Source organism: Faecalibacterium sp. IP-3-29, from assembly GCF_023347335.1.
GTDB classification, from domain to species: Bacteria; Bacillota; Clostridia; order Oscillospirales; family Ruminococcaceae; genus Faecalibacterium; species Faecalibacterium duncaniae.
Window position 1 is genome coordinate 2738510 of the sequence record NZ_CP094471.1, and the last position, 26510, is coordinate 2765019.

24 protein-coding genes are annotated in these 26510 nt (G+C 58.9%); 5 read left to right on the forward strand and 19 right to left on the reverse strand.

The window, feature by feature from the left end; genetic code table 11:
* Nucleotides 1-199 precede the first annotated feature (199 nt).
* From MTP40_RS13045 to MTP40_RS13055, 3 genes are all read left to right on the forward strand, one after another.
* Entirely contained in the window at nucleotides 200-445 is a 246-nt protein-coding gene (locus tag MTP40_RS13045) for a hypothetical protein (RefSeq protein WP_097771280.1), read from the forward strand.
* Between the two features lie 144 nt (nucleotides 446-589).
* Nucleotides 590-1912 carry an MATE family efflux transporter gene (locus MTP40_RS13050; protein ID WP_097771281.1) on the forward strand — a complete coding sequence of 441 codons (1323 nt, stop codon included), beginning with the start codon at nucleotides 590-592 and terminating at the stop codon, nucleotides 1910-1912.
* A 384-nt stretch (nucleotides 1913-2296) separates the two neighbouring features.
* Nucleotides 2297-2788 carry a GNAT family N-acetyltransferase gene (locus MTP40_RS13055; protein ID WP_117533665.1) on the forward strand — a complete coding sequence of 164 codons (492 nt, stop codon included), beginning with the start codon at nucleotides 2297-2299 and terminating at the stop codon, nucleotides 2786-2788.
* A gap of 81 nt (nucleotides 2789-2869) precedes the next feature.
* Here the strand turns inward: MTP40_RS13055 and MTP40_RS13060 are convergent, their stop codons facing one another.
* The 7 genes from MTP40_RS13060 to MTP40_RS13090 all read right to left on the reverse strand — a co-directional run bounded on the left by MTP40_RS13060 (nucleotide 2870) and on the right by MTP40_RS13090 (nucleotide 12989).
* Nucleotides 2870-3802 (reverse strand): ABC transporter ATP-binding protein, encoded by a 933-nt coding sequence (locus MTP40_RS13060; RefSeq protein WP_156076335.1) that lies wholly within the window; start codon nucleotides 3800-3802, stop codon nucleotides 2870-2872.
* Nucleotides 3803-4900 (reverse strand): ABC transporter ATP-binding protein, encoded by a 1098-nt coding sequence (locus MTP40_RS13065; RefSeq protein WP_097771285.1) that lies wholly within the window; start codon nucleotides 4898-4900, stop codon nucleotides 3803-3805. It lies immediately after the preceding gene.
* 13 nt (nucleotides 4901-4913) lie between these two features.
* Entirely contained in the window at nucleotides 4914-6017 is a 1104-nt protein-coding gene (locus tag MTP40_RS13070) for an ABC transporter permease (RefSeq protein WP_097771286.1), read from the reverse strand.
* A 1-nt stretch (nucleotide 6018) separates the two neighbouring features.
* Nucleotides 6019-6954: an ABC transporter permease gene (locus MTP40_RS13075; RefSeq protein ID WP_097771287.1), complete on the reverse strand. Its 936-nt coding sequence runs from the start codon at nucleotides 6952-6954 to the stop codon at nucleotides 6019-6021.
* Between the two features lie 133 nt (nucleotides 6955-7087).
* Nucleotides 7088-8794, reverse strand: coding sequence for an ABC transporter substrate-binding protein (locus MTP40_RS13080; protein WP_249259512.1), 1707 nt, complete (start codon nucleotides 8792-8794; stop codon nucleotides 7088-7090).
* A 532-nt stretch (nucleotides 8795-9326) separates the two neighbouring features.
* Nucleotides 9327-10898, reverse strand: coding sequence for a ribonuclease Y (rny, locus tag MTP40_RS13085; RefSeq protein ID WP_156076332.1), 1572 nt, complete (start codon nucleotides 10896-10898; stop codon nucleotides 9327-9329).
* Nucleotides 10899-11228: 330 nt separating this feature from the next.
* The gene (locus MTP40_RS13090; protein ID WP_249259513.1) at nucleotides 11229-12989 is read right to left on the reverse strand and encodes a tyrosine-protein phosphatase; all 1761 of its coding nucleotides are present in this window, start codon (nucleotides 12987-12989) and stop codon (nucleotides 11229-11231) included.
* A 190-nt stretch (nucleotides 12990-13179) separates the two neighbouring features.
* On the opposite strand from MTP40_RS13090, the gene MTP40_RS13095 reads away from it, so the two are divergent.
* Together MTP40_RS13095 and asnA are read left to right on the forward strand one after the other, a co-directional pair.
* On the forward strand, nucleotides 13180-13548 hold the full coding sequence (locus MTP40_RS13095) for a RidA family protein (protein WP_097773256.1): 369 nt from the start codon (nucleotides 13180-13182) through the stop codon (nucleotides 13546-13548).
* Between the two features lie 137 nt (nucleotides 13549-13685).
* The gene (gene asnA / locus MTP40_RS13100) at nucleotides 13686-14699 is read left to right on the forward strand and encodes an aspartate--ammonia ligase (RefSeq protein WP_207684666.1); all 1014 of its coding nucleotides are present in this window, start codon (nucleotides 13686-13688) and stop codon (nucleotides 14697-14699) included.
* Nucleotides 14700-14754: 55 nt separating this feature from the next.
* Here the strand turns inward: asnA and MTP40_RS13105 are convergent, their stop codons facing one another.
* The 12 genes from MTP40_RS13105 to MTP40_RS13160 form a co-directional block, all read right to left on the reverse strand.
* Nucleotides 14755-15417, reverse strand: coding sequence for a hypothetical protein (locus tag MTP40_RS13105; protein WP_207684665.1), 663 nt, complete (start codon nucleotides 15415-15417; stop codon nucleotides 14755-14757).
* A complete protein-coding gene (gene pgsA, locus MTP40_RS13110; protein WP_156067059.1) occupies nucleotides 15414-16004 on the reverse strand; it encodes a CDP-diacylglycerol--glycerol-3-phosphate 3-phosphatidyltransferase in 591 nt (196 codons plus the stop codon). The genes MTP40_RS13105 and pgsA overlap by 4 nt, the downstream gene beginning before the upstream one ends.
* A gap of 18 nt (nucleotides 16005-16022) precedes the next feature.
* Complete coding sequence (gene rimO / locus MTP40_RS13115) at nucleotides 16023-17348, reverse strand: 30S ribosomal protein S12 methylthiotransferase RimO (protein WP_186851252.1); 1326 nt, start codon at nucleotides 17346-17348, stop codon at nucleotides 16023-16025.
* 189 nt (nucleotides 17349-17537) lie between these two features.
* Entirely contained in the window at nucleotides 17538-18050 is a 513-nt protein-coding gene (locus MTP40_RS13120) for a regulatory protein RecX (protein ID WP_207697579.1), read from the reverse strand.
* Entirely contained in the window at nucleotides 18051-19232 is a 1182-nt protein-coding gene (gene recA, locus MTP40_RS13125) for a recombinase RecA (protein ID WP_082210798.1), read from the reverse strand.
* A 126-nt stretch (nucleotides 19233-19358) separates the two neighbouring features.
* Nucleotides 19359-20210: a peptide chain release factor N(5)-glutamine methyltransferase gene (prmC, locus tag MTP40_RS13130; protein WP_249259514.1), complete on the reverse strand. Its 852-nt coding sequence runs from the start codon at nucleotides 20208-20210 to the stop codon at nucleotides 19359-19361.
* Nucleotides 20204-21151, reverse strand: coding sequence for a DUF1385 domain-containing protein (locus MTP40_RS13135; RefSeq protein WP_249257482.1), 948 nt, complete (start codon nucleotides 21149-21151; stop codon nucleotides 20204-20206). Before MTP40_RS13135 ends, prmC begins: the two co-directional genes overlap by 7 nt.
* Nucleotides 21152-21232: 81 nt before the next feature.
* Nucleotides 21233-22654 (reverse strand): sensor histidine kinase, encoded by a 1422-nt coding sequence (locus tag MTP40_RS13140; protein WP_215665442.1) that lies wholly within the window; start codon nucleotides 22652-22654, stop codon nucleotides 21233-21235.
* 81 nt (nucleotides 22655-22735) lie between these two features.
* On the reverse strand, nucleotides 22736-23440 hold the full coding sequence (locus MTP40_RS13145) for a response regulator transcription factor (protein WP_005934889.1): 705 nt from the start codon (nucleotides 23438-23440) through the stop codon (nucleotides 22736-22738).
* Between the two features lie 116 nt (nucleotides 23441-23556).
* Nucleotides 23557-24861, reverse strand: a complete 1305-nt coding sequence (locus tag MTP40_RS13150; protein WP_227611058.1) for a hypothetical protein — start codon at nucleotides 24859-24861, stop codon at nucleotides 23557-23559.
* Between the two features lie 299 nt (nucleotides 24862-25160).
* The gene (gene rplQ, locus MTP40_RS13155; protein WP_005934891.1) at nucleotides 25161-25502 is read right to left on the reverse strand and encodes a 50S ribosomal protein L17; all 342 of its coding nucleotides are present in this window, start codon (nucleotides 25500-25502) and stop codon (nucleotides 25161-25163) included.
* A gap of 25 nt (nucleotides 25503-25527) precedes the next feature.
* Nucleotides 25528-26484, reverse strand: a complete 957-nt coding sequence (locus MTP40_RS13160; RefSeq protein ID WP_035394747.1) for a DNA-directed RNA polymerase subunit alpha — start codon at nucleotides 26482-26484, stop codon at nucleotides 25528-25530.
* Between the last annotated feature and the right edge of the window lie 26 nt (nucleotides 26485-26510).

Sequence of the window (26510 nt, forward strand, 5' to 3'; positions counted from 1 at the left end):
GGGGCTTTTAAGCGGCAGCGCGGTCTGCGACAGCAGATGGAGGGGCATTGCCCCGACAAGCACGCCCCAACAAGAGCACTTCGGAAACTCACAAGCGCTTGAGAAGCGAAGTTCCGGATGGGCAGAAAATTTTCAAGAATTGAAGATTTGTGGCCACGGGACGGTTCTTGCTCTCACGCCTTTGGGAAAAGGAGTTTTTATGGATATCGAGGTCAACCGAATGTCTCCTTCTACTATGGAACTGCTCGACCAGCTCAGCGTTGTTTGCAAACGTTTCAACGTAGATTATTCTGCCGCTTCCGAAAAGGACAGATTCTTTGTGGAAGCCGTTGCCTTGCACGAATACCAACTGAAAAAAGCACACGAGCAAGGGCTGAAGCGTTCCGAGGTGCCGCCGTTTCTCGGCTTGAAGCGCACCGACCGAAGCAACGATATGCCGGCTTAAAAATTCGCCCGCTGTGGCCCCTGCTCCACCCGCAGAAAAGAACCATCGACTTCGGTCGGTGGTTCTTTTTGTTTTGCTGGCGCTTTGCGGGATGGTGTGGTATACTCGGCTCAGTTCAACAACTCGGAATTTGTGGAGGAAAACATGCAAGGTGAAAGAAAAACGTTGACACAACTATCTGTGCCAATATGTCTGGAAACTTTATTTTATATGCTTTCAGGTATGGTTGATACACTGATGTTATCATCAGTAAGCGACCAGGCTGTTGGGGCTGTCGGAACAGCAAATACATATATAGGTGTTTTTATCATTATGTTCGGGGTAATATCATCTGGTATGGTAGCGGTGATGTCACAGAATATCGGGGCTGGAAGACCTGGAATTGCATATCAGGCGAGACAGCTTGGACTTGTATTTAATGCACTGACAGGTATCTTGATATCTGTTGTTCTTGCTGTCTTTTCAGGAGGGATACTGAGGGCAGTGAGTATTGCTCCTGCTTTGCTTGAATCAGCTGAAACATATCTTAAAATTGTTGGAGGCGCAAGCTTTTTAAATGCGCTTATTCCTATTTTTTCCAGCTATTTAAGAGTATTTGGATATACAAAACATTCCTTGATAGGGACAGTTGTCGGTAATGTAATTAATATTATACTGAATTCAGTATTCCTGTTTGTGTTTCACTGGGGAGTCATGGGAGTTGCTACTGCAACAGTTATTTCAAAAGCTGTGAATCTTATTATTGTAGCGGCAATGGGGGCTGTACTTATAAAAGCAAAGCAGAGTCCTGAACGTGAACAACCACGAAGGATACTTGCACAGATTGTTAAGATTGGGTTTCCTTCTGCATTTGAGACAGCACTTTATAATGTAGCAATGACATTTATAGTGCGTTTTATGAACCAGATGGATACGGATGGAATGAATGTTACAGCTCGTTCGTATGCTATGCAGATAGCCAATTTCTCATATTGTGTGGGGGCAGCACTTGCACAGGCAAATGCTATTATGACTGGCTGGAGAATCGGGGCAAAGAAGTATGAGGAATGCGACAGGGGTACACGGAAAGCTGTGATATATGGTCTTGTAACAGCAACGTGCTTTTCTGTGACATTTGCAATGACCGGACGTTTTATCGTTCATATATTTACGGATGATACACAGATGATTGAGCTTGTAGTAAAATTGTTGATAGTAGATATATTCCTTGAATTTGGAAGAGTGACAAATCTTGTATATGGACAGGCATTAAAAACAAGTGGAGATGCTATTTTTCCAGTTATAATTGGTGCAATATTTATGTATCTGTTTGCAGTTGGTGGAACATATTTTCTTGGAATACACATGGGACTTCTGGCGGTAGGAGCATATATTGCCATGGCGGGTGATGAGTGCGCTAGAGCAATTGGAATGGTGCTTAGATGGAAGAGTGGAAAATGGAAAAGTAAGAGCCTGATAGAATTGTAGATTTGATGTTAAATTCAAGAATACATGATATGGCAAAAGAACTTGGGAAAACATGTATTTACAACTTCCAGTTTGCCATACACGTTCCCGGCAGGGTTTGGGGTGGGACCGCGTTTGCGAAGCGCAGCGGAGCAATGAAAGCCCCAGTGGGGCTTTTAAGCGGCAGCGCGGTCTGCGACAGCAGATGGAGGGGCGCTGCCCCGACAAGCACGCCCCAACAGGAGCACTTCGGAAACTTGCAGGAGCTTGAGAAGCGAAGTCCCGGATGGCCCCTGTTCCACCCGGGGACAAGAACCATCGACTTCGGTCGGTGGTTCTTTTTGTTTTGCTGGCGCTTTGCGGGATGGTGTGGTATACTCAGCTCAACAAATCAAACTCTGGAGAATGACTATGCAAAAGATTCGCACTGCCACCTTTGAAGATCTGGATGCCATTGCTGCTGTGGAGGCGGCCTGCTTCCCGGCTGCGGAGGCGGCCACAAAAGAAGAATTTGCCGGGCGGCTGACCCATTATGCCGACCACTTCTGGCTGCTGTTCGAGGACGAAAAGCTCGTCTCCTTTGTGGACGGCTTTGTGACCGATACCCCCGACCTGACAGACGAGATGTACGCCGACGCTTCCCTGCACGATGCGCATGGGGCGTGGCAGATGATCTTTGGGGTGAACACCCTGCCCGAATACCGGAAGCAGGGCCTGGCCGGGCAGCTGCTCCGCCGGGCCATCGCCGATGCAAAGGCTCAGGGCCGCAGGGGGCTGGTGCTCACCTGCAAGGACAGGCTCGTGCACTATTACGCCGGCTTCGGCTTTGTCAGCGAAGGCGTTTCCGGCTCCACCCACGGCGGCGTGGTGTGGTACCAGATGCGGCTGACCTTCTGAACTTCCTACAAAAAGCAGCGCCCCCGCCTGCCGGAAACACCGGTGAGCGGGGGCGCTTTGCATTTGCTGGGAGGATATGGTCTACCTGCACCACTGGGCAAACTCTGCGTCTGTGCACTTGACGTAGTGGCTGCCCGCAACATGGTGGCTGGTACCCAGGCTGTAATCGATGCCGGAGGCGGCGTAATCGTAGGTCTCGGCCACGCGGCGCTTTTCCACAACAGGGTTGGGCAGCGGGATGGCTGACAGCAGGCTCCGGGTGTAGGGGTGGATGGGATGCTCAAAGATCTCCTCGGTGGTGCCGGTCTCCAGCAGGTGGCCCAGATGGAGCACCCCGATGCGGTCAGAGATATACTTGACCATGGAAAGGTCATGGGCAATGAAGAGGTAGGCCGTGCCGGTCTCCTGCTGGATATCCTTCATCAGGTTGACCACCTGCGCCTGAATGGACACATCCAGTGCCGAGATGCACTCATCGGCGATGATGAGCTTGGGGTTCATGATCAGGGCGCGGGCGATGCCCACGCGCTGGCGCTGGCCGCCCGAGAACTGATGGGGATAGCGCTCGGCGTGCTCCGGGGCAAGGCCCACCTTGGCCAGAATTTTTTCCACCTTCTCCCGGCGCTCCGCCGGGGTCTTGTACATGTGGTGGATGTCCAATCCCTCGCCGATGATGTCCTCCACCTTTTTGCGGGGGTTCAGGCTGGCCATGGGATCCTGGAAGATCATCTGCATCTGGGTGCGCAGGGTGTTGTTCTGTGCGTGGCTCAGGTGTCCGCTGATGTCCTGCCCGTCAAAGGTGATCCTGCCTGCGGTGGGGTCGTACAGCCGGATGATGCTCCGGCCGATGGTGGACTTGCCGGAGCCGGATTCGCCCACCAGACCATAGGTCTCGCCGGGGTAGATCTCAAAGCTCACGTCGTCCACAGCCTTAACGGTGAAGTTCTTGTTCACCTTGAAATACTGTTTCAGGCCCTCTACTTTCAGAAGCGGGGTCGCGCTCTGTGCAGCCATTTATTCCGCCTCCTTGATCTTTTCTGCATCCGCTTTCATGCGGCTGATGCGCTGGGCCAGCTCCGGCGGCATTTCCACCTTGGGGGCCCGGGGGTCCAGCAGCCAGGTGGCCGCATAGTGGGTCTCGCTGATCTTGAACATGGGAGGATCGACTTCATCATCGATGTGCAGGGCAAAGCGGTTGCGGGGTGCAAAGGCATCGCCCGGCTTCTCATGCAGCAGGTTCGGCGGAGAGCCCGGGATGGTGTACAGACGGTCATCGGCGGTGTCCAGATCGGGCATGGCCGACAGCAGACCCCAGGTGTAGGGATGCTTGGGGTCGTAGAAGATCTCGTCAATGGTGCCGGTCTCCACGATCTTGCCCGCGTACATGACATCCACATAGTCGGCCACCTTTGCCACAACGCCCAGGTCGTGGGTGATGTAGATGACCGAGATGCCGCGCTCCTTCTGGATGCTGCGGATCAGCTCCAGGATCTTGGCCTGGATCGTCACGTCCAGTGCCGTGGTGGGCTCATCGCAGATGAGCAGGTCGGGGTCGCAGGACAGGGCAATGGCAATGACCACGCGCTGACGCATACCGCCGGACAGCTGATGGGGGTAATTCTTCATCCGCTTTTCCGCATCGGTGATGCCCACCTCCTCCAGCAGCTCCAGTGCCTTTTTGTAGGCCTCGGCCTTTGGCATCTTGAAGTGCCAGAGCATTCCCTCCATGATCTGCTTGCCGATGGTCATGGTGGGGTCAAGGCTGGTCATGGGGTCCTGGAACACCATGGCGATGCGCTTGCCATTGATGTGGCGGCGGATCCACTTTTTGTCCTTCTGCAGCAGGTCCACCGTCTCGGGAGAGCCGTCTGCATGGTGGTAGCTGAACTGGATGGAGCCGCTGTTCACGGTGGCGTTCTTGGCCAGAATGCCCATGGCGGCCTTCATGGTCACGGACTTGCCGGAGCCGGATTCACCCACCAGCGCAACGGTCTCGCCCTTGTACAGGTCGATGTTCACACCCCGGATGGCGTGCACCGGGCCTGCGGTGGTCTTAAAAGTGATATCAAGGTCTCGCACCGACAAGACCTGTTCTTTTTTATTCTCAGGCATGGGGTGTTCCTCCTTACATACTCTTCATCTTGGGGTCCAGGGCCTCGCGCAGACCATCGGCCACCAGATTGAAGCTGAGCATCAGCAGGCTCATCACCACAATGGGCGGAATGATCTGATAGGGGTGGGTGGTGAAGCTGTTGTACAGCTCACTGATCAAAGAACCCAGCGAGCACTGGGGCACCGGGATGCCCAGACCCACAAAGGACAGGAATGCTTCGGTAAAGATGGCGGTGGGGATGCTGAACATGACCTGCGTGATGATGGGTCCGATGATGTTGGGCAGCACTTCCTTGAAGATGATGAAGAAGCTGCCTGCACCCAGCGTGCGGGAGGCCAGCACGAATTCCTGGTCCTTCAGCTTGAGCATCTCGGCGCGGGCAATGCGGCTCATGCCCACCCACTCGGTCAGCATCAGGGCAAAGATGATGGTGACCATACCGGGCTGCAGCACCAGCAGCAGCAGCGTAACGATGACCAGGCGGGGAATGCCGTTGGCCACCTCGAGGAAGCGCTGCATCACCATATCCACCCTGCCGCCAAAGTAGCCGGAAATCAGGCCATAGCTCATGCCGATGACCATATCGATGACAGCAGCGGCCACCGCGATGATCAGGGAGACACGGGCACCCTCCCAGGTGCGGGTCCAGATATCGCGGCCGTACAGGTCACTGCCGAACCAGTAGTAGACATCGTCCTTGCCCTTTTCCACATAGGCGTTGACGCTCTTGCTGCCGGTGGTGGTGCTCATCTTCTCGCTGCCGTCCAGGATGCCGAGGCGCTCGATGCCCGGCACACGGGGAGCAAAGTTCTTCTGGCTCAGATCCTGGCCGGAGTAGGTATAGCTGTTCATGCCCGGGCCAAAAACGGCCAGCAGCACGATGACGACGATCAGGATCAGGCCCAGCACGGCGCTCCTCTTGCCGAAGAAGCGGAGGATGGCATCCTTCCAGAAGCTCTGGGCCGCAAAGTTGGTATCCACGGCGATCTCATCGTCGTTGTGCTTGAGGGCAAACTCCTTGTCCTCAAAGGTGTGCTCGGGATACAGGGAATCCACCGCGCTGACGATGGCATCCGCTGTGGATTCGCCGCCCAGGCGGATCGCTTTTTCTGCCATATCAGTCATCCCCCTTTGCCAGACGAATGCGCGGATCGATGATGCCGTAGAGCAGGTCAACGACCAGCATGATGCCAATGTACATGGCGCTGTAAATAAAGCTCAGGCCAATGACCACGTTGTAATCGTTGGACTGGATGGCCGTGACCAGCAGGCTGCCCACGCCGGGAATGGCGAAGATCTTTTCCACCACCAGCGAGCCGGTCATCAGATCCACGATCAGGGGTGCCAGCACCGTAATGATGGGGATGAGGGCATTGCGCAGGGCATGGCGGAAGATCAGCGCCGGGCCGGAGATGCCCTTGCTCTCGGCCAGCAGCATGTAATCGGAATCAAGGACTTCGATCATCTCACTGCGGGTAAAGCGGGCAATGGAGGCCATGGTGAACATGGAAAGCGAGATGCTGGGCAGGACGCTGGAGCCAAAGACATCCTTGGCGGAGAACAGCATTGGGAACCAGCGGAGCTTGAAGCCAAAGGCATAGCTCAGGGCCAGTGCGAACACATAGGAAGGCACCGACACGCCGATGACCGAGATGATGGTGGCGATGGTATCAAAAATGGTATCCCGCTTGAGTGCGGCAATGATGCCCAGCACCAGGCCCACAGCGGCACCCAGCGTCACGGCCATGCCGCCCACCTGAATGGAGATGGGCAGGCGGCTCTGGATGAGCTGGGAGATGGGCGTATTCTTGGAGATGTTATAGCTCACGCCAAGATCTCCGCGGAGCATATTGCCCACATAGCGGAAGAACTGGATGTAGATGGGCTGATCCAGGCCGTACTTTGCGTACAGGGCAGCCCGCATATCGGGCGTCAGCTTTTCATCATTGAAGGGCGAACCGGGCATCAGCTGCATCAGGATAAACAGCACCAGCAAAATTGCCAGCAGTGTGAACAGCGAGGTCAGGATTCGCTTGAGCGTATATTTTTTCACGTCGGGTGGACCCCCTTTTCCTTCCGGGATCTCGCGGTCAGTCGTTCGTCTGCCGCGGACAGGCACAATGCCAAAAAGGCGCACAGTGGCTCTTTGCGGGCCACTGTGCGGCCTTGTTCAGCGATTCTGTTGTTTACTCGCTCTTGGTGGTGTTCTTGTACACACGATTCAGAGCGCATGGGTGATGCTCGACACCCTTGACGGCAGAGGAAATCATCTCAGCGTTGCACTGGCCGTACAGGGGGAAGATGACCGCCTGCTCCAGAACGATCTGCTCTGCCTCGTACAGGGCAGCCCAGCGGCCCTCGGGGTCGGTGCACAGATCACCGGTGGTGCACTCGTCAATGACGGCATCGTAGTCAGCATCGCTCCACAGACCGTAGTTGTTGGAGTTGCCGGTCACCCACATACCCAGATAGGTCATGGGGTCGGCGTAGTCGGGGCCCCAGCGGGTCAGGCCTAGCTCAAAGGTGCCGTCCTGCATATCCTGCACGCGCTGCTTCTTGGGCTCCACGGTCAGGTTGATGGTCAGGCCCTCCAGCGTGGTCTCCAGCTGCTCCTTGACGACCTGAGCCACCTTCTGGGGTGCATCGTCAGCATCCACCACCATATCAAAGGAGAAGGTATCCTTGCCCAGCTCAGCCTTGGCGGTCTCAAAGAACTCCTTGGCCTTCTCGGGGTCATAAGCGCAGTCATCTGCAAACTTGGTCTGGTCGGCGCTGAAATCGCTGCCATCGGGGCCGGTTGCAAACTGTGCGGGAACAGCGGTGTATGCGGGGGTGGAGCCATCCTTCAGCACATCGCCGGTAATAGCATCACGATCCAGTGCAAAGGTCATGGCCTTGCGCAGGTTCAGGTTTGCCAGATCGGGCACAGCATCGATGTTGGGGCTGATGTACCACAGGTAACCGGCACCCACGCTGGTAAACTCGGGATCATCCTTGACCTGATCGACCTGCTCACCGTTCAGCAGGGTGATATCCAGCGTGCCGGTCTGATAGCTCATCAGAGCCTGCTGGCTGTCCTTGATGACCTGATAGGCCAGACCGTCCAGAGCGATCTTATCCGCATCATAGTAATCAGGGTTCTTTTCCATCGCAAAGGCGGTGGCGGCGGGCTGATAATCGGTCAGCACGAACGCGCCGTTGGACAGCACCGTTTCGGGGCTGGTGCCAAAGGTGTCAGCGCAGGTGTTGTAGAAGGCCTCGTTCACCGGGTAGAAGGTGGGGAAGTACATCAGGCTCAGGAAGTAGCTGACAGGAACGTTCAGCTGCACCTCCAGGGTCTTGTCATCCACTGCGGTCACGCCCAGGTCGGTAACGGGCTTTTCACCGGCAATAATCTCAGCGGCGTTGACCACCTGACCAATGTCGGACAGCATGTAGGAATACTCGGAAGCGGTGGCGGGGTCTACGGCGCGCTGCCAGCCGAACACAAAGTCAGCGGCGGTCACGGCCTCACCGTTGGACCACTTTGCATCGCGCAGGTGGAAGGTGTAGGTCTTGCCGTCCTCGCTGATGTCATAAGTCTCCGCCATGGCGGGAACTGCTGCACCGTCAGCATCCATCTGCATCAGGCCATCGGTGTAATCCGCGATGACCTCAAAGGAGGTGCCGTCGGTGGCCACCTGGGGGTCCAGAGACTGGACCTCGGTCTCCAGCATGATGTTCAGGGTGCCGCCCTGTGCGGTGCCAGCCGCAGCAGAGGAAGCGCCGCTGGCTGCAGAAGATGCAGCCGTGGAGCTGGAAGAGCCGCCGCAGGCTGTCAGAGCCAGCGCGGCAGAGGTGACACCGGCAGCTGCCAGGAAGCTGCGGCGCGAAATACGACGATCGAATTTCATATATGTTTTCCCCTCTCTTTAATGCTCTACACTGATAAAGCATCAATTTCTGAAAATGCACAAGGGGCTCTGCTCCCCCTCTGGAGCTTCTGCACACCCTTGTGCCATGGCCGCATTATACATCCATCCGTCGGCAAAGAAAAGACTTTTTGCCGAATTTGTTCTCCCAAAAGGCCCATTTCTCCCCTTTGTCCAACATCCCGCCGAAAATGGAAACTAATTTTTGTATAGTTTTTCTCCTGTGCTGTATTTTGTGCAAAGACAGTTCTTGCATTAAAGTCACAACTTGTATTCCCACAGAGTACATTTAACTTCGTTCACTTCATTTTATTAAGAGTTGAAATTGCTTCAGTCTATCGCAGTCCTCTTTGTCATTGCTTCGCAATGACACCTCTCCCAGCAGGAAAAGCAGGATAGGCGGTCTCATAAACCTGCACCCCTGCCCGGAGATCTGACACGACGCGCCCGAGAGGTTCACAGACAAAAAAGGAGCCCGCTGTGCGAACACAACGGGCTCCTCTTGGTTCTGATCTTACTTCGCGTACTCGATGGCGCGGCTCTCGCGGATGACGTTGACCTTGATCTGGCCGGGATAATCGAGGGTATCCTCGATCTTCTTGGCGATCTGGCGGGCCAGCAGGATGACCTGATCATCGCTGATGACATCGGGCTTGACCATGATGCGGACTTCGCGGCCGGCCTGAACGGCAAAGGCCTGCTCCACGCCCTCAAAGCTGGAAGAGATCTCCTCCAGATTTTCCAGACGCTTGACATAGCTCTCCACGTTCTCGCGGCGGGCACCGGGACGTGCGGCACTGATGGCATCGCAGGCCTGAATGATAAAGGCCAGCGGGGTCTTGGGCTCCACATCGCCGTGGTGGGCCTCAATGGCATGGATGACCTGGGTGTTTTCCTTGTACTTGCGGCAGATATCCACACCGATCTGGACATGGCTGCCCTCGATCTCGTGGTCAAGGGCCTTGCCGATATCATGCAGCAGACCGGCACGGCGGGCCAGCGTGACGTTCACGCCCATCTCGCCTGCCAGCAGACCGGCCAGCCAGGCCACCTCCATGCTGTGGGTCAGAGCGTTCTGGCCAAAGCTGGTGCGGTACTTCAGGCGGCCGATGAGCTTGATGAGGTCGGGGTGCAGGCCGTGGATGCCAAGCTCCATCACGGCGCGCTCGCCCTCCCGCTTCATCTGCAGCTCAAGGTCGTGGCGGCACTTCTCCACCGTCTCCTCAATGCGGGCGGGGTGGATGCGGCCATCACCGATCAGGCGCTCCAGCGTCATGCGGGCAACCTCGCGGCGGGTCTGGTCAAAGGAGGACAGGGTAATGGCCTCCGGGGTATCGTCGATGATAAGATCCACGCCGGTGGCAGTTTCCAGCGCGCGGATGTTGCGGCCCTCACGGCCGATGATACGGCCCTTCATCTCGTCGCTGGGCAGGGGCACCACGCTGACGGTGGTCTCGCTGCAGTGGTCAGCGGCGCAGCGGCTGATGGCCTGACCGATCATGTTGCGGGCGATGTTATCGCAGTTTTCCTTCAGGTCGGTCTCGTAGGCAGCCACACGGACAGCCTTCTCGTGGGTGAGCTCCTCGTCCACCTTGTGCAGCAGCACTTCGCGGGCATCTTCCTGGCTCAGGCCTGCCAGAGTCTCCAGGCGCTCCATCTCTTTGGCACGGATGGCATCCACCTCAGCCAGGCGGCTGTCGGCCTCCTCGTGCTTTTTCTTGAGCTCTTCTTCCTTCTTTTCCAGGGCTTCGGTCTTGCGGTCCAGCGCATTTTCCTTCTGGTCAATGCGGTTCTCCTGGCGGCTGATCTCAGCACGGCGCTGCTTGATCTCCTTGTCGGCCTCAGCCTTCTGGGCATCGACCTCGGCTTTCAGGCGGAAAGCCTCGTCCTTGGCTTCCAGAACAGCTTCTTTTCGTTTTTGGTCAGCGGTCTTGATTGCTTCGTTCACCAGGCGGGTAGCCTCGGCTTCTGCGCTGCCGATCTGTGCCTCGGCGGTCTTTTTACGGTTGTTGTAACCAATAAAATAACCCGCGCCGGCAGCAACAGCAGCAACCACGACCACGATCAACAGAATGATCGGGGACATCGTGTTCACTCTCCTTACAATTAAAGTTCAAAATTAACTAAAATCTGGAGACGCTGCCGCGCAAGGCGTGGGTCAACAATACAAAATCAAGCTCTCAACAACAAAACAGACAACAGCACCGCACAAAAAGGGCATGTTTGCCCCTGCGGCCTGATGCAGCTTTTTTATCTACAAGGTTTTCATATAAAAACGGGCAGATGAAGCCCCATTGAACTTTGGTTGTGGAAGATCCCTGCACGCAGCGTCATGGATTCCATACTACTTCTTATATTACGAAACATTTGGTACAATGTCAAGTAAAGTGAAAGGAATTTTCTAAAAAAACAGCCATTATTCCAGATACATCCGCCGCAGCCGCATCAGACGGGCGGGGGTCAGGCCGTATTCGGCTTCAAGATAGGCATCGGTGGTGCCATACTCTTTGCGGATGGTGTCCAACACAAAGGGGGCAGACTCCGGGTGGACACCGGCAATGCCCTGATAGAACTGCTTCTGTTCGGGATGCGCCTCGATCTCTTCGGCATGGGCGGCCCAGATCTTTTCCAGCTCCGGGCGGCGGCAGACATTGGTGCGGACAAAATCCTGACAGATCGTTTCATCGGAAGCCCCCAGCGCCAGCAGGATGAGGATGGCCGCCACGCCGGTGCGGTCTTTCCCGCCGGAGCAGTGGAACAGGATCGGCGTTTCGCCCGCCTCCAGCGCCCGGAACAGCTCCTTGTAGGCCTTATTGCGGAAGAGCATCTGCTCATACATGGCATCGGCGAGGTTATGTTCCTCATCCTTCTTGCCTTTGAGCAGCTTTTCAATGTCCCCGGGAGAAAAGGAGATCTCGCTTCCGTCCGGGTGGCAAAGCCCGCAGATGCGCACCAGCCGCGCGCCATCGGGCACATAGTCAGGCTGCTCCGCTGCCTCGGACTCGCTGCGCAGATCGAGGATGAGCCGCAGGCCCAGGCTGTCCAGCAGCTTACGGTCAGCCGCCCCGGTCAGCAGTCCGGTGGGAATGCCGCGGTAGATCTGCCCCCACTTGACATGCTTACCCTCGTCGGCCTCGTAGCCGCCCAGCTCCCGGAAGTTGTTCCCACCCGCAAAGGGCAGCTGGGTGCCCGGAGCCGGGTGCTGCGGTGCCGCCTTGGGGGCGGCGCTGGACAGCACCGGGAAGTTGTAGAAGGGCTTTGCCGGGCGGCCCCGCCGGGGCGGCAGGGATGCCGCTCCCCCGATGACCTCCATCAGGTAGCCCCGCAGCAGGTCAAGATAGGCCGAGTTGTGGTCTCGCCGCTGCACCATCGAGACACAGAGGGGCGGCAGATCTTCCAGCAGCACGTCACGCACCCGGTCCAGCTCCCGCCGTGCCCCCGGCTCGTAGCGGGTCAGGCAGGTGCAGAGCTGCTCCTGAACCAGATAATACGCCTGATAGAAGCTGGGGCCGATCTCCGCGTTGGGCGCAAAGCCCTCCCGGGCGCAGGCATCCCACAGGGGGCTGAACAGATCCTGCCGCAGGCTGGGCAGCAGCACCCGCTGGCCCCGCAGGGCCGAAAGCGGCACCCGCTCTTTCTCCCAGAAGGGATGGCCGCGCGGCACCAGCAGGCAGGCCGGGTCGGCCCGCAGGGTGGTGCGGGCCAGCACCGGAGCCGCCGTGCCCAGATCCATCACAAGGCCCGCGTCCAGCTCGCCCTGCTCCACACCATCGGCCACGGCATCGTTTTCCAGCAGGCGGAACCGCATCTCAATGTGGGGGTACTGCTGGCGGAACTTGTCCAGCTGGGTCTCCAGCCCGGGCAGGTAGTCCGGCACCAGCGAGACACTGATGCCGATGCGCACCGGCTGGGCCGACTGGATCTCCGCATGGAGGGCCGCCTGCATCTGCTGGAACTGCTCCACCACCGGGGCCGCATGGCGCTGCAGACTCAGCCCCCGCTCGGTGAGCGAAAGCTTGTGGTGGGCGCTGACGAACAGCGGGCCGCAGAGCTCGGCTTCCAGCGCCGTGATGCTCTGCCGCAGGGCCTGCCGCGACAGAAACAGCCGCTGTGACGCGCGGGTGTAGTTCATTTCTTCGCACAAAACCAGAAAATAGTGCAGCTGGCGGATATCCATGGGTTCCTCCTGAAGGGTGGTGTATCAATAGATTAAGGATACCGCCTTTTTGCCTGCTTGTAAAGGCCGCGCGGGCAAAAAATCCCTCCCGGATTGACACATCCCGCCCCATGGTGTAGACTTCAAGCAGCAGAATTTTTCTCCCTAAGGAGAAAAGCTCCATCAAACACACAGAAGGAAGGTATTTTCCATGAAAGTCATCGCTACTGAAAAGGCTCCCGGCGCGATCGGCCCCTACTCCCAGGGCTTCATCGCAGGCGGTTTCGTCTACACCTCCGGCCAGATCCCTGTGAACCCTGCGGACGGCACTGTGCCCGAGGGCATCGCCGCCCAGACCGAGCAGAGCTGCAAGAACGTGGGTGCGATCCTGGAAGCCGCCGGTTCCGGCTACGACAAGGTCATCAAGACCACCTGCTTCCTGGCCGATATTGCCGATTTTGCCGCCTTCAACGAGGTCTACGCAAAGTACTTCACCTCCAAGCCCGCCCGCAGCTGCGTTGCTGTCAAGGATCTGCCCAAGGGTGTCCTGTGCGAGATTGAGGCCGTGGCAGAGGCGTAAGCTCCCGAATTGCACCGGCTTTGCGTTCTCCCCTTTACAACGCTCTGAAATTGTGCCATAATTTACTGTATTAAAGGGAAAGCCGTTCCGGTGCCGCAATTCGGCGGCGGAGAACGGAAAGAGAGGGGTAAACTGTTATGAGCAAAACGATGATCCCGCAGAACTACACACCCGCGCTGAACCTGTACGACACCCAGCGTGCCATCGGCACCGTGAAGCGGCTGTTCGCTGACACCCTGTGTGCCACGCTGAACCTCTACCGCGTGTCGGCTCCGCTGTTTCTGGAGGCTTCCACCGGCCTGAACGACGACCTGAACGGCGTGGAACGCAAGGTCACCTTTGACATCCGGGACAGCGGCATTGAGGCACAGGTGGTGCAGTCACTGGCAAAGTGGAAGCGCAAGGCCCTGAAGGACTACGGCTTCCGCGTGGGCAAGGGCCTGTACTGCGACATGAACGCCATCCGCCGGGACGAGGAGCTGGACAACCTCCACTCCGTCTATGTGGACCAGTGGGACTGGGAGAAGGTCATCCGCGAGGAGGACCGCAGCGAGACCTACCTGAAGAATGTGGTGCGCTCCATCGTGTCGGCCGTCTGCGCCACCGAGATGAACCTGCACGCCATGTTCCCCCAGCTGCAGGATCTGCCCCTTCACACCCCCAACGTGACCTTTATCACCACCCAGGAGCTGGAGGACAAGTACCCTGACCTGACCCCGAAGGAGCGCGAGAACGCCTTTGTAAAGGAAAACGGCACCACCTTCCTGATGAAGATCGGTGCTCCCCTGAAGAGCGGCAAGCCCCACGACGGCCGCGCCCCCGACTACGACGACTGGGACCTGAACGGTGACCTGCTGTTCTGGAACGAGCCCCTGCAGTGCAGCTACGAGTTGAGCAGCATGGGTATCCGCGTCAGCCCCGAGAGCATGGACCGGCAGCTGACCATGGCAGGCTGTGACGACCGCCGCACCCTGCCTTTCCACAAGGCAGTGCTGAGCGGCGAGCTGCCCTACACCATCGGCGGCGGCATCGGCCAGAGCCGTCTGTGCATGCTGCTGCTGGGCAGCGCCCACATCGGCGAAGTACAGGCAAGCGTCTGGGACGAAGCCACCCGCACGGCCTGCGCAAAGGCTGGGATCCCCCTGCTGTAAGCAAAACACGAGAAAAGGCTCTCTGCCAAAACCGGCAGAGAGCCTTTTTTGCATCTCAGCTTCTGAAAAGCAAGCCCACATTTCTCTTTTTGCGGCGATTCCCGCCCAGCCACCAGACAAGCCAGGCGTAGAGCAGGTTCATGGCCAGGATGGCCGCGCACCACAGCACTGTCTGCCGGGTGGTCTGCTGATAGACCAGCAGGAACGGGTAAGGCCCGGTGATGAGCCGCTGGTAATTGGCCCAGAGGGCCACAGAGCCATAGAGCATGGTGGGAACCAGCGCCAGCGGAACGCACCGCGCAGGCAGCTTTGGCTCCCGTTCCAGCAGGACAAAGGAGACAAAGGCACACAGCGGGTTGAGCAGGTGGTGGTAGAGCATGGAGCTCTCGGTCAGCAGGAACACCACGCCGCCCTGGTCGGCACAGTAGGGCCCCAGCACGAACACCACGGTCAGGAAGGTCATGGTCAGGCAGCAGGTGGCAATGTACTTGAGCGTCTTGACCCAGCGGGGCAGCTGCCGCCCCGTGAACAGGCAGATCACCTGACACACCGCCACCAGCAGGCAGACAAAGAACGCAAAGACATTGGAGTTCTCGGTGTAAAAGGTGAAGGTCTGGCTGCCCACCGCTTCCCAGGTCATCCGGATGGCCACCGGCTCCCACCGCACGATGCAGAGGTTCAGGAAAATGGAACAGAGAATGGCGATCTTCTTGATCATTTTGCGGTATTGATGAAGCTGCGGTTGTCCCACAGGTACTTGATGCCGGAGATGGCGGTGGCAATGGCCACCAGCCAGCACAGCCAGTAAGAGAGGAACACGCAGTCAGCGCCTATCATAATGAAATTGCCCCAGGTCAATGCGGTGCCGAAGTAGTAGAAGATGATGGTGAGCATCTGCAGTACAGTCTTGACCTTGCCCCACATGTTGGCGGCGATCACCTTGCCGTCCTTGGCACCGGCGGCCACCATCCGCAGACCGGACACGGCAAACTCACGGGCCAGGATGATGCAGAGCACCACCGGGCTGCAAACTCCGTCCCGCAGCATGTAAATGAAGGCCACGGTGGTCAGCAGTTTGTCGGCCAGCGGGTCGGCAAACTTTCCAAAGTCGGTGACCATGTTCCACTTGCGGGCCAGATGGCCGTCCAGAAAATCGGTAAAACTGGCCGCGGCAAAGATGATGCCTGCCACCAGATACCAGGTGGGATTGAAATCTTCCGTTCCGATCTGGGTCAGGGAAACGAAGACCATGAACACCGGCACCAGAATGATGCGGGTCAGGGTGAGCTTATTGGGCAGATTCATATAGATTCCTCCAATTTGTTATTTTGCAACCGTGCCGTACAGATCGTAAAGGTCGCTATCCTCCACCAGCACATCATAGAACTGGCCGGGATAGAGCGGCTCCTCGCTGGAAACGCAGACATTGCCGTCCACCTCGGGGGCATCGCCGGTGGTGCGGCAGAGGTACAGGCCGCTCTCCTCGTCGATGCCGTCACAGAGCACACGGACGGTCTGGCCCACCTTTTCGGCCTGTTTCTGGGCCATGATGCCGGTCTGGATCTGCATCACCAGCTCTGCGCGCCGGTCCTTGGTCTCCTGATCGATCTGGCCGTCCATCTTTGCGGCCACGGTATTCTCCTCGGCAGAATAGGCAAAGCAGCCCAGACGGTCAAACCTGACCTCCTTGACGAAGTTGCACAGGTCTTCAAACTGCTCCTCGGTCTCGCCGGGGAAGCCTGCGATCAGGGTGGTGCGCAGGGTGATGCCGGGGATCTCCCGGCGCAGCTTGCCGATGACCTCCAGCAGCTCTGCGCGGTTGGAGCGGCGGTTCATGTTTTTGAGGATGGTATCGTTGCAGTGCTGGATGGGCAGGTCGAGGTAAGGCACCACCTTCTCGTTCCGCTTCATGGCGGCAATAAAGTCATCGGTGATACGCTCCGGGTAGGCGTACATGATGCGGATCCACTCAAGGCCCGGCACCTTGTTCAGCTTGTCCAGCAGCTCACAGATGCTGCCGGGCTTGCCCCAGTCCTCGCCATAGGCGGTGGGGTCCTGGGCCACCACGATCAGCTCCTTCACGCCCTCACCGGCCAGCCAGCGGGCCTCGGCCACGCAGTCGGCCAAATCGCGGCTGTGCAGCGGGCCGCGGATGCCCGGGATGGCGCAGTAGTGGCAGCGGTTGTTGCAGCCCTCTGCGATCTTTAAGTACGCATAGTGGGCAGGCGTGCCGATGACGCGCTTGCCGCCCAGCGGGAAGTCCTTTTTGGCACCGTAGCTTTCCAGATGGTTCTCGCCCTGGAACAGGCGGGCCACGATGGTGTCAATGGCCTTGTTGGAGGCACAGCCCACCACAGCATCCACCTCGGGGATCTCCTCCTCGATCTGGCTGCGGTAACGCTCGGCCAGGCAGCCGGTGACGATGACCTTCAGCTCCGGGTTCTGCTGCTTGTAGGCGCAGGCCTCCAGAATGTTCTCAATGGCCTCGGTCTTGGCGCTCTCGATAAAGCCGCAGGTGTTGACCAGAATAACATCGGCTTCACCCAGGTCGGCCACCGTCTCGTGACCAGCCGAAAGCAGGATGTGCACCATCACGTCCAGATCAACCTGGTTCTTGGGGCAGCCAAGGGAAATACATGCAATTTTCATAAAAAGGGATACTCTCTTTCTTTGGTTCACTTCTCCTCTGTACAACCTCTCAGTCTCGCATTCGCTCGACAGCTCCCCTAGTAGGGGAGCCCTTGGCAAAATCGGAAACTTTCCCTGACTGCCAAGGCCTCTCCTACTAGGAGAGGTGGCATTGCGAAGCAATGACGGAGAGGTTGTACCAAGGATCACTTATTCCTCTTCGATTCGCCGAATGGCTTCCTTAATGACGGAATACGAAAATCCCCGCCGCTGCAGGGCCGCAATGACCAGATCCCTGCGGCCCGCTTCCAGCTTTTTGCGGTAATGCCCTTCCACCAGAGCGGCGGCGGCTTCCAGCTCCGGGTCCTCGCCGGAAACATCGGGGGTGTAAACAGCATCCAGCGCCTGCTGGATCTCGCCTGCGGCCAGGCCCTTCTGCCGCAGATTCTGGGCAGCGGCGCGGCGGCTCTTTTTTGCCGCCAGCAGGGCGTGGGCACGGGTCTCGGCATAGCGGGCATCGTTGATATACTCCCGCTGCACCATCTCTGCCACCACGGCGGCACTGGTCTGCTGGGTATAGCGGCGGTTCAGCCGCTCATACAGCTGGCCCGAGGAAAGCTCCTGCCCGGCCAGCAGCTCCATGGCCCGGGTGCGGGCCTTGGCGGCATCGGTAGATTTTTCCTCTTCGGCCAGCGGGCGGCGGCCACGGCTGTAAAAGGCCATTTACTCTTCCACCATGATATCCAGCTCACTCTCGCTGCTGCGGGCGGGAGCCTTGACCACCGGCTCCTTTGCTGTGGCAGGAGCCGCCGGTTCCCCCTCTGCAGGGGCGGCAGCAGCCTTGCCCCCCGGGCGGCGGGTGGCATAGAGCTTGTCGGCATTGGCGCGCACCTGACCCTCGATATCGTTGGCGATCTCGGGGTTATCGCGCAGGAATTGCTTGGCATTGTCGCGGCCCTGACCCAGGCGGATATCGCCGTAGTTGAACCATGCACCGCTCTTCTGAACGATGCCCAGCTTGACACCCAGATCGATGAGCTCACTCATCTTGGAGATGCCCTCGCCGAACATGATGTCGAACTCCGCCTCACGGAACGGAGGAGCCACCTTGTTCTTGACGATTTTTGCGCGGGTGTGGTTGCCGATGAACTGGCCGGAAGAATCCTTCAGGCCCTCCACGCGGCGGATATCGATGCGGACAGAGGAATAATACTTCAGGGCGCGGCCGCCGGTGGTGACCTCGGGGTTGCCGTAGACCACGCCGACCTTTTCACGCAGCTGGTTGATGAAGATGCAGACGGTGTTGGTCTTGCCGATGACGCTGGTCAGCTTGCGCATGGCCTGGCTCATCAGGCGGGCCTGCAGGCCCACATGGCTGTCGCCCATCTCGCCCTCGATCTCGGCGCGGGGCACCATGGCGGCAACAGAGTCCACAACGATGGCATCAATGGCACCGGAGCGCACCAGCGCCTCGCAGATCTCCATGGCCTGCTCACCGGTATCGGGCTGGCTGACCAGCAGGTTGTTGATGTCCACACCCAGCGCCTCGGCATACACAGGGTCCAGCGCGTGCTCCACGTCGATGAAGGCAACATCGCCGCCCTTCTTCTGGGCTTCGGCCAGAACATGCAGGGCCAGTGTGGTCTTACCACTGGATTCGGGGCCGTACACCTCAATGATGCGGCCCCGGGGCACGCCGCCCACGCCCAGTGCCAGATCCAGGCCGATGCTGCCGGTCGAGATGGCATCCACCTGCATGGCGGCGTTATCGCCCAGCTTCATCACAGCGCCCTTGCCAAACTGCTTTTCGATCTGGGCCAGTGCCGTGGCCAGCGCATCCTTCTTGGCACCGGGATCGGTCTTCTGGGTCGCCGGGGCAACGTTGTTGTTCTGATTTTTTGCCATAGTGTCATGCTCCTTTGTCATCTGTTCCCGGCGCGGTGCGGCCAAACGCAGGCGCGGGCATTCCAATTCTTTCGGTACTAGTATAACACATTTTACAGATATTACAACAGGAAGTTGTAGATATTTTTATTGTTTTCTCGCCATCACACAGCGGTCATTGCCGCCAAAGTCTTTTCTGCACACGATATCCGTCCACCCGTTGGCGGCAAGCAGGGCCGTCACGGCCTCCCGCTGCTGCCAGCCGATCTCCAGGGCAAGGGCACCGCCGGGACGCAGGGCTTGCAGGTAGTGTTCCGCAATGGCGCGGTAAAATACCAGCCCATCCTCCCCTGCTTCCAGCGCCATGGCAGGCTCCTGCGCCACCTCGGGCTGCAGCGCGCCCATCTCGGCGGCGGTCAGGTAGGGCGGGTTCGACACAATAAGGTCCAGCTGCCTCTCCGGCAGGGTCTGCCAGTAGGTGAACAGATCTCCCTGCACCGGGGTGATGGTCAGTGCCGGGGAGAGATGGGCGTTCTGCTCCAGATAGCGGTATGCCGCAGGGCTCTTCTCCAGACTAGTGACCTGTGCCGCCGGGCAGAAGCGCTTCACACCCAGCCCCAAACAGCCCGTGCCGGCACAGAGGTCGAGCACCCGGGGTGCCTCCACCCCAGCCAGCATTCCGGCGGCGGCTTCGGCCACCACCTCAGTATCGGCCCGGGGGCAGAGCACGCCGGGGCCGACAGCCAGCTCAAAGTCAAGGAAGGGCCAGCTGCCGCAAAGGTACTGCAAAGGCTCCCGGGACGCGCGGCGGGCCGTCAGGGATTCCAGCCGCTCTGCCTGCTCTGCGCCCAGCGGAGCATCGGCAAGGCGGACATCCCCGCCCGCTGCCAGCCGGAAGAGCTCGGCCGCGTCAAAATCCGCGTCGAGGCAGCCTGCGGCGCGCAGGCGTGCCTCCACCTCCCGGACTGCTGCCCGGGGCAGCATCCCTGCGGTTACCATCTGCCGTCCTCCGGGTCCTCGGGCAGGACCGGCGTGACGGCGGCAATGGCCACCTCGATCATGCTGTCGTCCGGCTCAAACACGGTCAGATGCTGCACCCAGATACCGGGCTGCCGGATGATGCGGGTCGCAATGTTGTCCGACCGGCCGCACCACTTGAGCAGCTCGTAGCTGATGCCCATGACCAGCGGCAGGAGCAGCAGCTTGAACACCACCCGCAGGCTGGTGCTGGACCAGGGCAGCACGCTGTACAGGAACACGCTGACGATGACCACCAGGATCAAAAAGCTGGTGCCGCACCGGGGGTGGAAGCGGGTATATTTGCGGACATTCTCCACCGTGAGGGGGTCTCCGGCCTCGTAGCAGGCAATGGTCTTGTGCTCGGCTCCGTGGTACTCGAACACCCGGTGGATCTCCTTCATCCGGGAGATGGCGGCCATGTAGGTCAGGAAGATGGCGACCTTGAGCACCGCTTCCAGCACCACCTTGACCCAGCGGCCCAGCGGCACCAGATGGTTCAGGCCGCCCACCAGCACCGTGGGCAGAACGGTGAAGAGTAGGATGGCAAACAGCCCGCCGATCACGGCAGCTGCCGCCAGCATGATATCTTCGGCCTTTTTGCCCAGATGGTCGCCCACCCATTTTTCAAAGGCGGTCTCCTCTTCGGCGGGGTCGTAGTCGTCCCCCATGCTCACCTGTGCCGAGTACATCATGTACTTGTACCCCATAATCAGGCTTTCGATCATCGAGATGGCTCCCCGCACCAGCGGGATCTTCGTCCACACGCCGTGGGTGGGGGTAGGCTCGACCTTGGTCTCAATGGTGCCATCGGGCTTGCGGACAGCACAGCAGATGTTTTTCGGGCCCCGCATCATAATGCCCTCCATCAGGGCCTGCCCGCCCACACTCGTCTTGAAGCGTTCCTTGTTCGGTTGATTCATCGGCTCTCCTATGGGGCGCTGCGGCCCCTCTCTATCGTAAAAACTGCCCCTCTATCTTACCAGATAAATATGGACAATCTCTTATCGTTTGTAGATCGGCAGGCCCAGGGTGACCACTGTGCCCCGGCCCAGCGTGCTCTTGAGGTCCATGGTGCCGTCCAGTGCGGTCATAATGGAATCCACCAGCGCAAGGCCGATGCCGCTGCCCCGCACCGAGTTGCTGCCCTTGTAAAACTTGGTCTTGACGTTTTCCAGATCCTCCGGCGGGATGCCGCGGCCCTGATCGATGATCTCGATGAAGGCTTTGTACTCACCCTGCCAGATCTTGACCGTGATGCGTCCGCCGGGGGCCGAATACTTGATGGCATTGTCCAGAATGTTGATGAACACCTGCCGCAGGCGGTCGGGGTCGGCGTAGACCGGGATCATCTCCTCCGGCTCCGCATAGGCCAGCAGAAGCCCCTCCCGCTGGATGCGCGCTTCACAGAAAAGGACAGCGTCCGTCAGCTCGGCCACAAGGTCCAGGGGGCGGCACTCCATTTTCAGGCGGCCATTCTGCAGGCGGCTGAAATCCAGCAGCTCCTCCACCATGTTGTACAGGCGGGCGGTCTCGTTGTTGATGATCTCCAGCCCCTTGCGGTAGTTCTCATCGGTGGGATCATCCAGGGTGCGCAGGGTCTCCACCCAGCCCCGGATGGAGGTGAGCGGCGTGCGCAGCTCATGGGAGACCGAGCTGATGAATTCGTTCTTCATCTTCTCCGTCTCTTCCAGTCCCTCGGCCATCTGATTGATGGTGCCGCGCAGGCGGTCCACCTCGTCCCGCTCGTCACCGGTCACAGGCAGGCGGACATCCAGTTCTCCCCGGGCGATGCTGGCGGCGATCCGCTCCACCTGCCCCAGCGGCACCACGATGCCCCGCACAAAGTACAGGCCGGAGGCCACTGTAAAGCCCAGAATGGCCGCCACCACGATCAGGCTGATGATGAAAACGCTCTTCAGCTGCGCCTGCACCAGCGTCAGGCTGGTGACAAGGCGCATGGCAGCCACGTCCTCGGCCGCATAGGGCACCAGACTGCACACAGCCATGACCGTTTCCCCGCTGGCGGTGCGGTAGATGGCCACACCCACGCCGTCCGGTGCATCCTGCGCCTTGTTAAAATCGTCCTGCACCACGATGCCGTCCGCACCTGTGCCGCTGGAGGAGGCGATCACGCCGCCGTAACCGTCCAGCAGCATGAACTCATATTTGTCTTTATCCGCAAACTGCTCCACCATCCGGCGCAGGGCCACACTGCGGTTGGCCGCGGTCTTCTGGGCCGTGTCGCCGGTGTACATTTTCAGCTGACCGTTGATGGAGGAAAAACGCCGCATCATGGTCTGCTGGACGCTGTTGTAGTAGCTGCGGCCGAAGTTGTACACAAACATGCTTTCCACCAGCAGCACCAGCAGCACCGTCAGGAACAGGCTTCCCCGCAGCCAGCGGTGGGTAATACCACTGCGCATTGCTTTTCCTCCTTTCTGTCAGTAATCCTGGCTCTCCCATTGGGAGAGCTGTCGAGCACAGCGAGACTGCGCAGTCTTTCTTTACTCCTCCCACCGGTAGCCGTAGCCCCACACTGTCATAATGTGGGTGGGGTGGCTGGGCTCATCCTCTACCTTCATCCGCAGACGGCGGATGTTCACATCCACGATCTTCACATCGCCGAAGTAGTTCTCGCCCCACACGCCTTTCAGGATCTTTTCCCGCACCAGCGCGATGCCGGGGTTGTGGAAGAACAGCTCCATGATCTGGAACTCCACCTGGGTCAGCTCGATCTGCCGCCCGGCCTTGAGGAGAACACGGCGGTTCTCATCCAGCACAAATTCCCCGCTGACCAGCGTGGTGGGGGCATTTTCGTCGGCAGCGGAGCCGCCGCCCGAGCGGCCCACCCGGCGGCAGAGGGCCTCCACACGGGCCAGCAGCTCACTGACGCTGAAGGGCTTGGTCATATAGTCATCCGCGCCGATGGACAGGCCGCGGATCTTGTCCTGCTCCTGCCCCTTGGCACTCAGGATGATGATGCCGATCTTCTGGTCGGTGCGGCGGATGGTCTCGCAGAGCGAGAACCCATTCATGCCGGGCAGCATCACATCCAGAATGGCAGCATCACAGCCGGGCTTCTGCTCCAGCAGAGGCAGGGCGGCTTCGGCGCTGTCGGCCTCCACCGCCTCCATCCCCGCCAGCCGCAGGTTCAGCGCGATCATCTCGCGGATGCTGGCTTCATCCTCTACCACAAGTACCTTGACCATCTAAGACCTCCATATTTTTCTGCCTTCTCCCTCTGCCCAAGAGCACACGGAGAAGCATTTCACCTCAGAACACCCAGCCTGCATCCGGTAAGCTTCTGCAAAACTGAGCGGCATCATCAATTCAACCGGTACAACGACCGGGACAGTCGATAGCTCTGATCCTTCAGCACCACGTCCGGCCCGAACTTGGCCTGCATCTGGCGGGATGCCACCACGCCCAGGCGGGTCCAGCCCGCCGCGCTCTCGCTGGAAGGAACCAGGCGCATGGTCAGCACCAGCTTGCCCTCGTCCACAGTGTGCAGCTCCACGGCCTCCTCTCCCTCAGCGCTGTCGGTGAGCATCAGGTTGCCCTCCCACTCGGCAGGCAGCTCAATATAGCAGCTGCTCTCCTCGTCCAACAGGCCGAAGCTCTTTTCCGGCTCCGGGCTGGTGTAGTCCATCCAGACGATAAAATCCATTCGTCGGCTCTGGCTCAGGTTCAGCAGGCCCGCTTCGTCAGGCTGGGTGGGGATCTCCACGATGCCGTCGCCGTCCAGATCCCGGCTGACCAGCGTGGAGACATTGCGCAGGGACGCATTGTACAGCTCACTGGTGCTGATCTGCTCGGCGGGCAGCATCTGCTGGCTTTCCTCATCGAAGTAGAGCAGCACCGTGGCCAGATTGTTGCCCGAGAGGCCGGTCCAGCCGTCCAGCACCAGATAGCGCTTTCCGTCCGCTCCCAGGCCCGCCGCCACAGCGGCGCAGCCCGAGAACTTATCTGCCGAAAGGCCCATAACAGCCACCTGCTGGAACATCCCGTCCCGGTCAACGGTCAGCAGCTCGATCTGCACCCCGCCGTCCTCCAGCGTGGACATCAGGATCAGATCCTCGTTGCCGCCGCCGGTGATATCCTCCACCAGATACTGCTCATAGGACTGTTCCAGAATGGCATTGACCGTGCCGTTCTCGTAGGAGTACACCGCCAGATAGCTGTCGCCCTGCGCGGCGAGGTACCCCACCACCAGCTGGGTGGCGGCACCATCCTGCAGCTGTGCCAGCCGGACATTGTCCACTGTGTCCGCCAGACCCTCGATGCTCTGGCGGACCTGCCACACGCCTGCGGCATCCTTCTGCAAAAATGCAATGCAGACGTTGGAGCTCTGGGCCGTGGTGTAAAGAACAGCGGCATCCTGCTGGCCGTCACCATCCAGATCCTGCAAAAGGAACGGTGAGAGCAGCTCCCCCTGCATCGGGTATTTCAGCTGGGCGCTCTCCCCCAGCCACTCGTTCAGGGCATTTTGCAGCGCACCGTAGTCGCCCGGAAGGCGCGGGGCACGCAGCAACTCCTCCACCTGCACATTTTCCGACATCGGAAGGCCGCACGCCGAGAGCAGGCCCATCATGCAGCCTGCACTCAGCACCAGAAACCGTCGTCTTTTCAACCGCCGCCCCTCCCTTCTGTGGAAAATTCGCAAAGTCGTGCAGAAATACAGTATAATTATAGCATTCTTGCCCCGCCATCACAAGCCCCAGCTGCTAACGCCCAACCGGGCAGCGCGGCATTCCCACGCAAGTGAAACGGGCCATTCCATCGCCCGCCCTACTGCCTGCGGCAGCAGGGTCCCACCCCAGCGGACACTTGCTTTGGGAATACCCCGCTGCCCGACCCACACGATGCAAAAAAGGCCCTTTCCCCGAAGGGAAAGAGCCTTTGTTACACTGTTTGAACAGTCAGAGTCGATCAGACGAGCTCCAGAACTGCCATCTCAGCAGCGTCGCCGCGGCGAGCGCCGATCTTGATGATGCGGGTGTAGCCGCCGTTGCGGTCAGCGTACTTGGGGCTGATCTCATCAAACAGCTTCTTTGCAACATCTTCCTTGGTGATGTAGGCGTAGACCTGACGCTTGGTGTGCAGGTCGCTGGCCTTACCCAGGGTGATCATCTTCTCGGCCATGGAACGAACGTCCTTAGCGCGAGTGACAGTGGTCTCAATCTTGCCATTCTCTAACAGGTAGGTGACCATAGCGCGCATCATAGCGTTGCGGCTGTCGCTGGTTCTACCGAGCTTTCTGGTACCGGGCATCCCGTTTCACTCCTTATTATTTTAGTTACTCATCGTCTGTGTTCAGCTTAAAGCCCAGGGAGTCCAGCTTTGCCATGACTTCTTCCAGGCTCTTGCGGCCGAGGTTACGGACTTTCATCATCTCGTCCTCGCTCTTGCTGACCAGATCCTCCACCGTGTTGATACCGGCGCGCTTCAGGCAGTTGAAGGAACGGACGCTCAGATCCAGCTCTTCGATGGTCATCTCCAGAGCCTTTTCCTTATCGTCGTTGGTCTTCTCCACCATGATCTCCGTACCGGCAGCCTCATCGGACAGGTTGACGAAGAGGTTCAGGTGCTCGGTCAGCACACGGGCAGCCAGAGAAACGGCTTCCTGTGCATTGATCGTGCCATCCGTCCAAACCTCGATGGTCAGCTTGTCGTAATCGATGGCCTGTCCAACGCGGGTACTCTCAACGTTATAATTCACCTTGAGCACGGGGGTGTAAATGCTATCGACGGGAAGAGTGTTGATATCGTTCTTCTCGACGATGGCCTGCTTGTTGCGCTCTGCAGGCACATAACCGCGGCCCTTATCGAAGGTGAGCTCCATGACGAGCTTGCCGCCCTCGCCCAGGGTTGCAATGTGCCATTCAGGGTTCAGGATCTCAATATCATCGCCCTGCTTGATGTTGTCCGCAGTAACCTCACAAGGGCCGACTGCCTCAACACGCACTGTCTTCGGCCCGTCGGTGTACAGCTTTGCAGCAATACCCTTCAGGTTCAGGACAATTTCGGTAACGTCTTCCTTGACGCCCTCAATGGTGGAGAACTCGTGAACCACGCCGTCGATCTTGACGCTGGTCACGGCGACACCGGGCAGAGAGGAAAGAAGCACACGACGCAGGCTGTTGCCCAGTGTGATGCCAAAGCCACGCTCCAGAGGCTCCGCCACGAATCTGCCGTAGCGGCCGTCCGGGGACAGGCTTGCCGTTTCGATTTTGGGACGTTCAATCTCCATCATATCTATGCCCTCCTTGTCAAACCGAT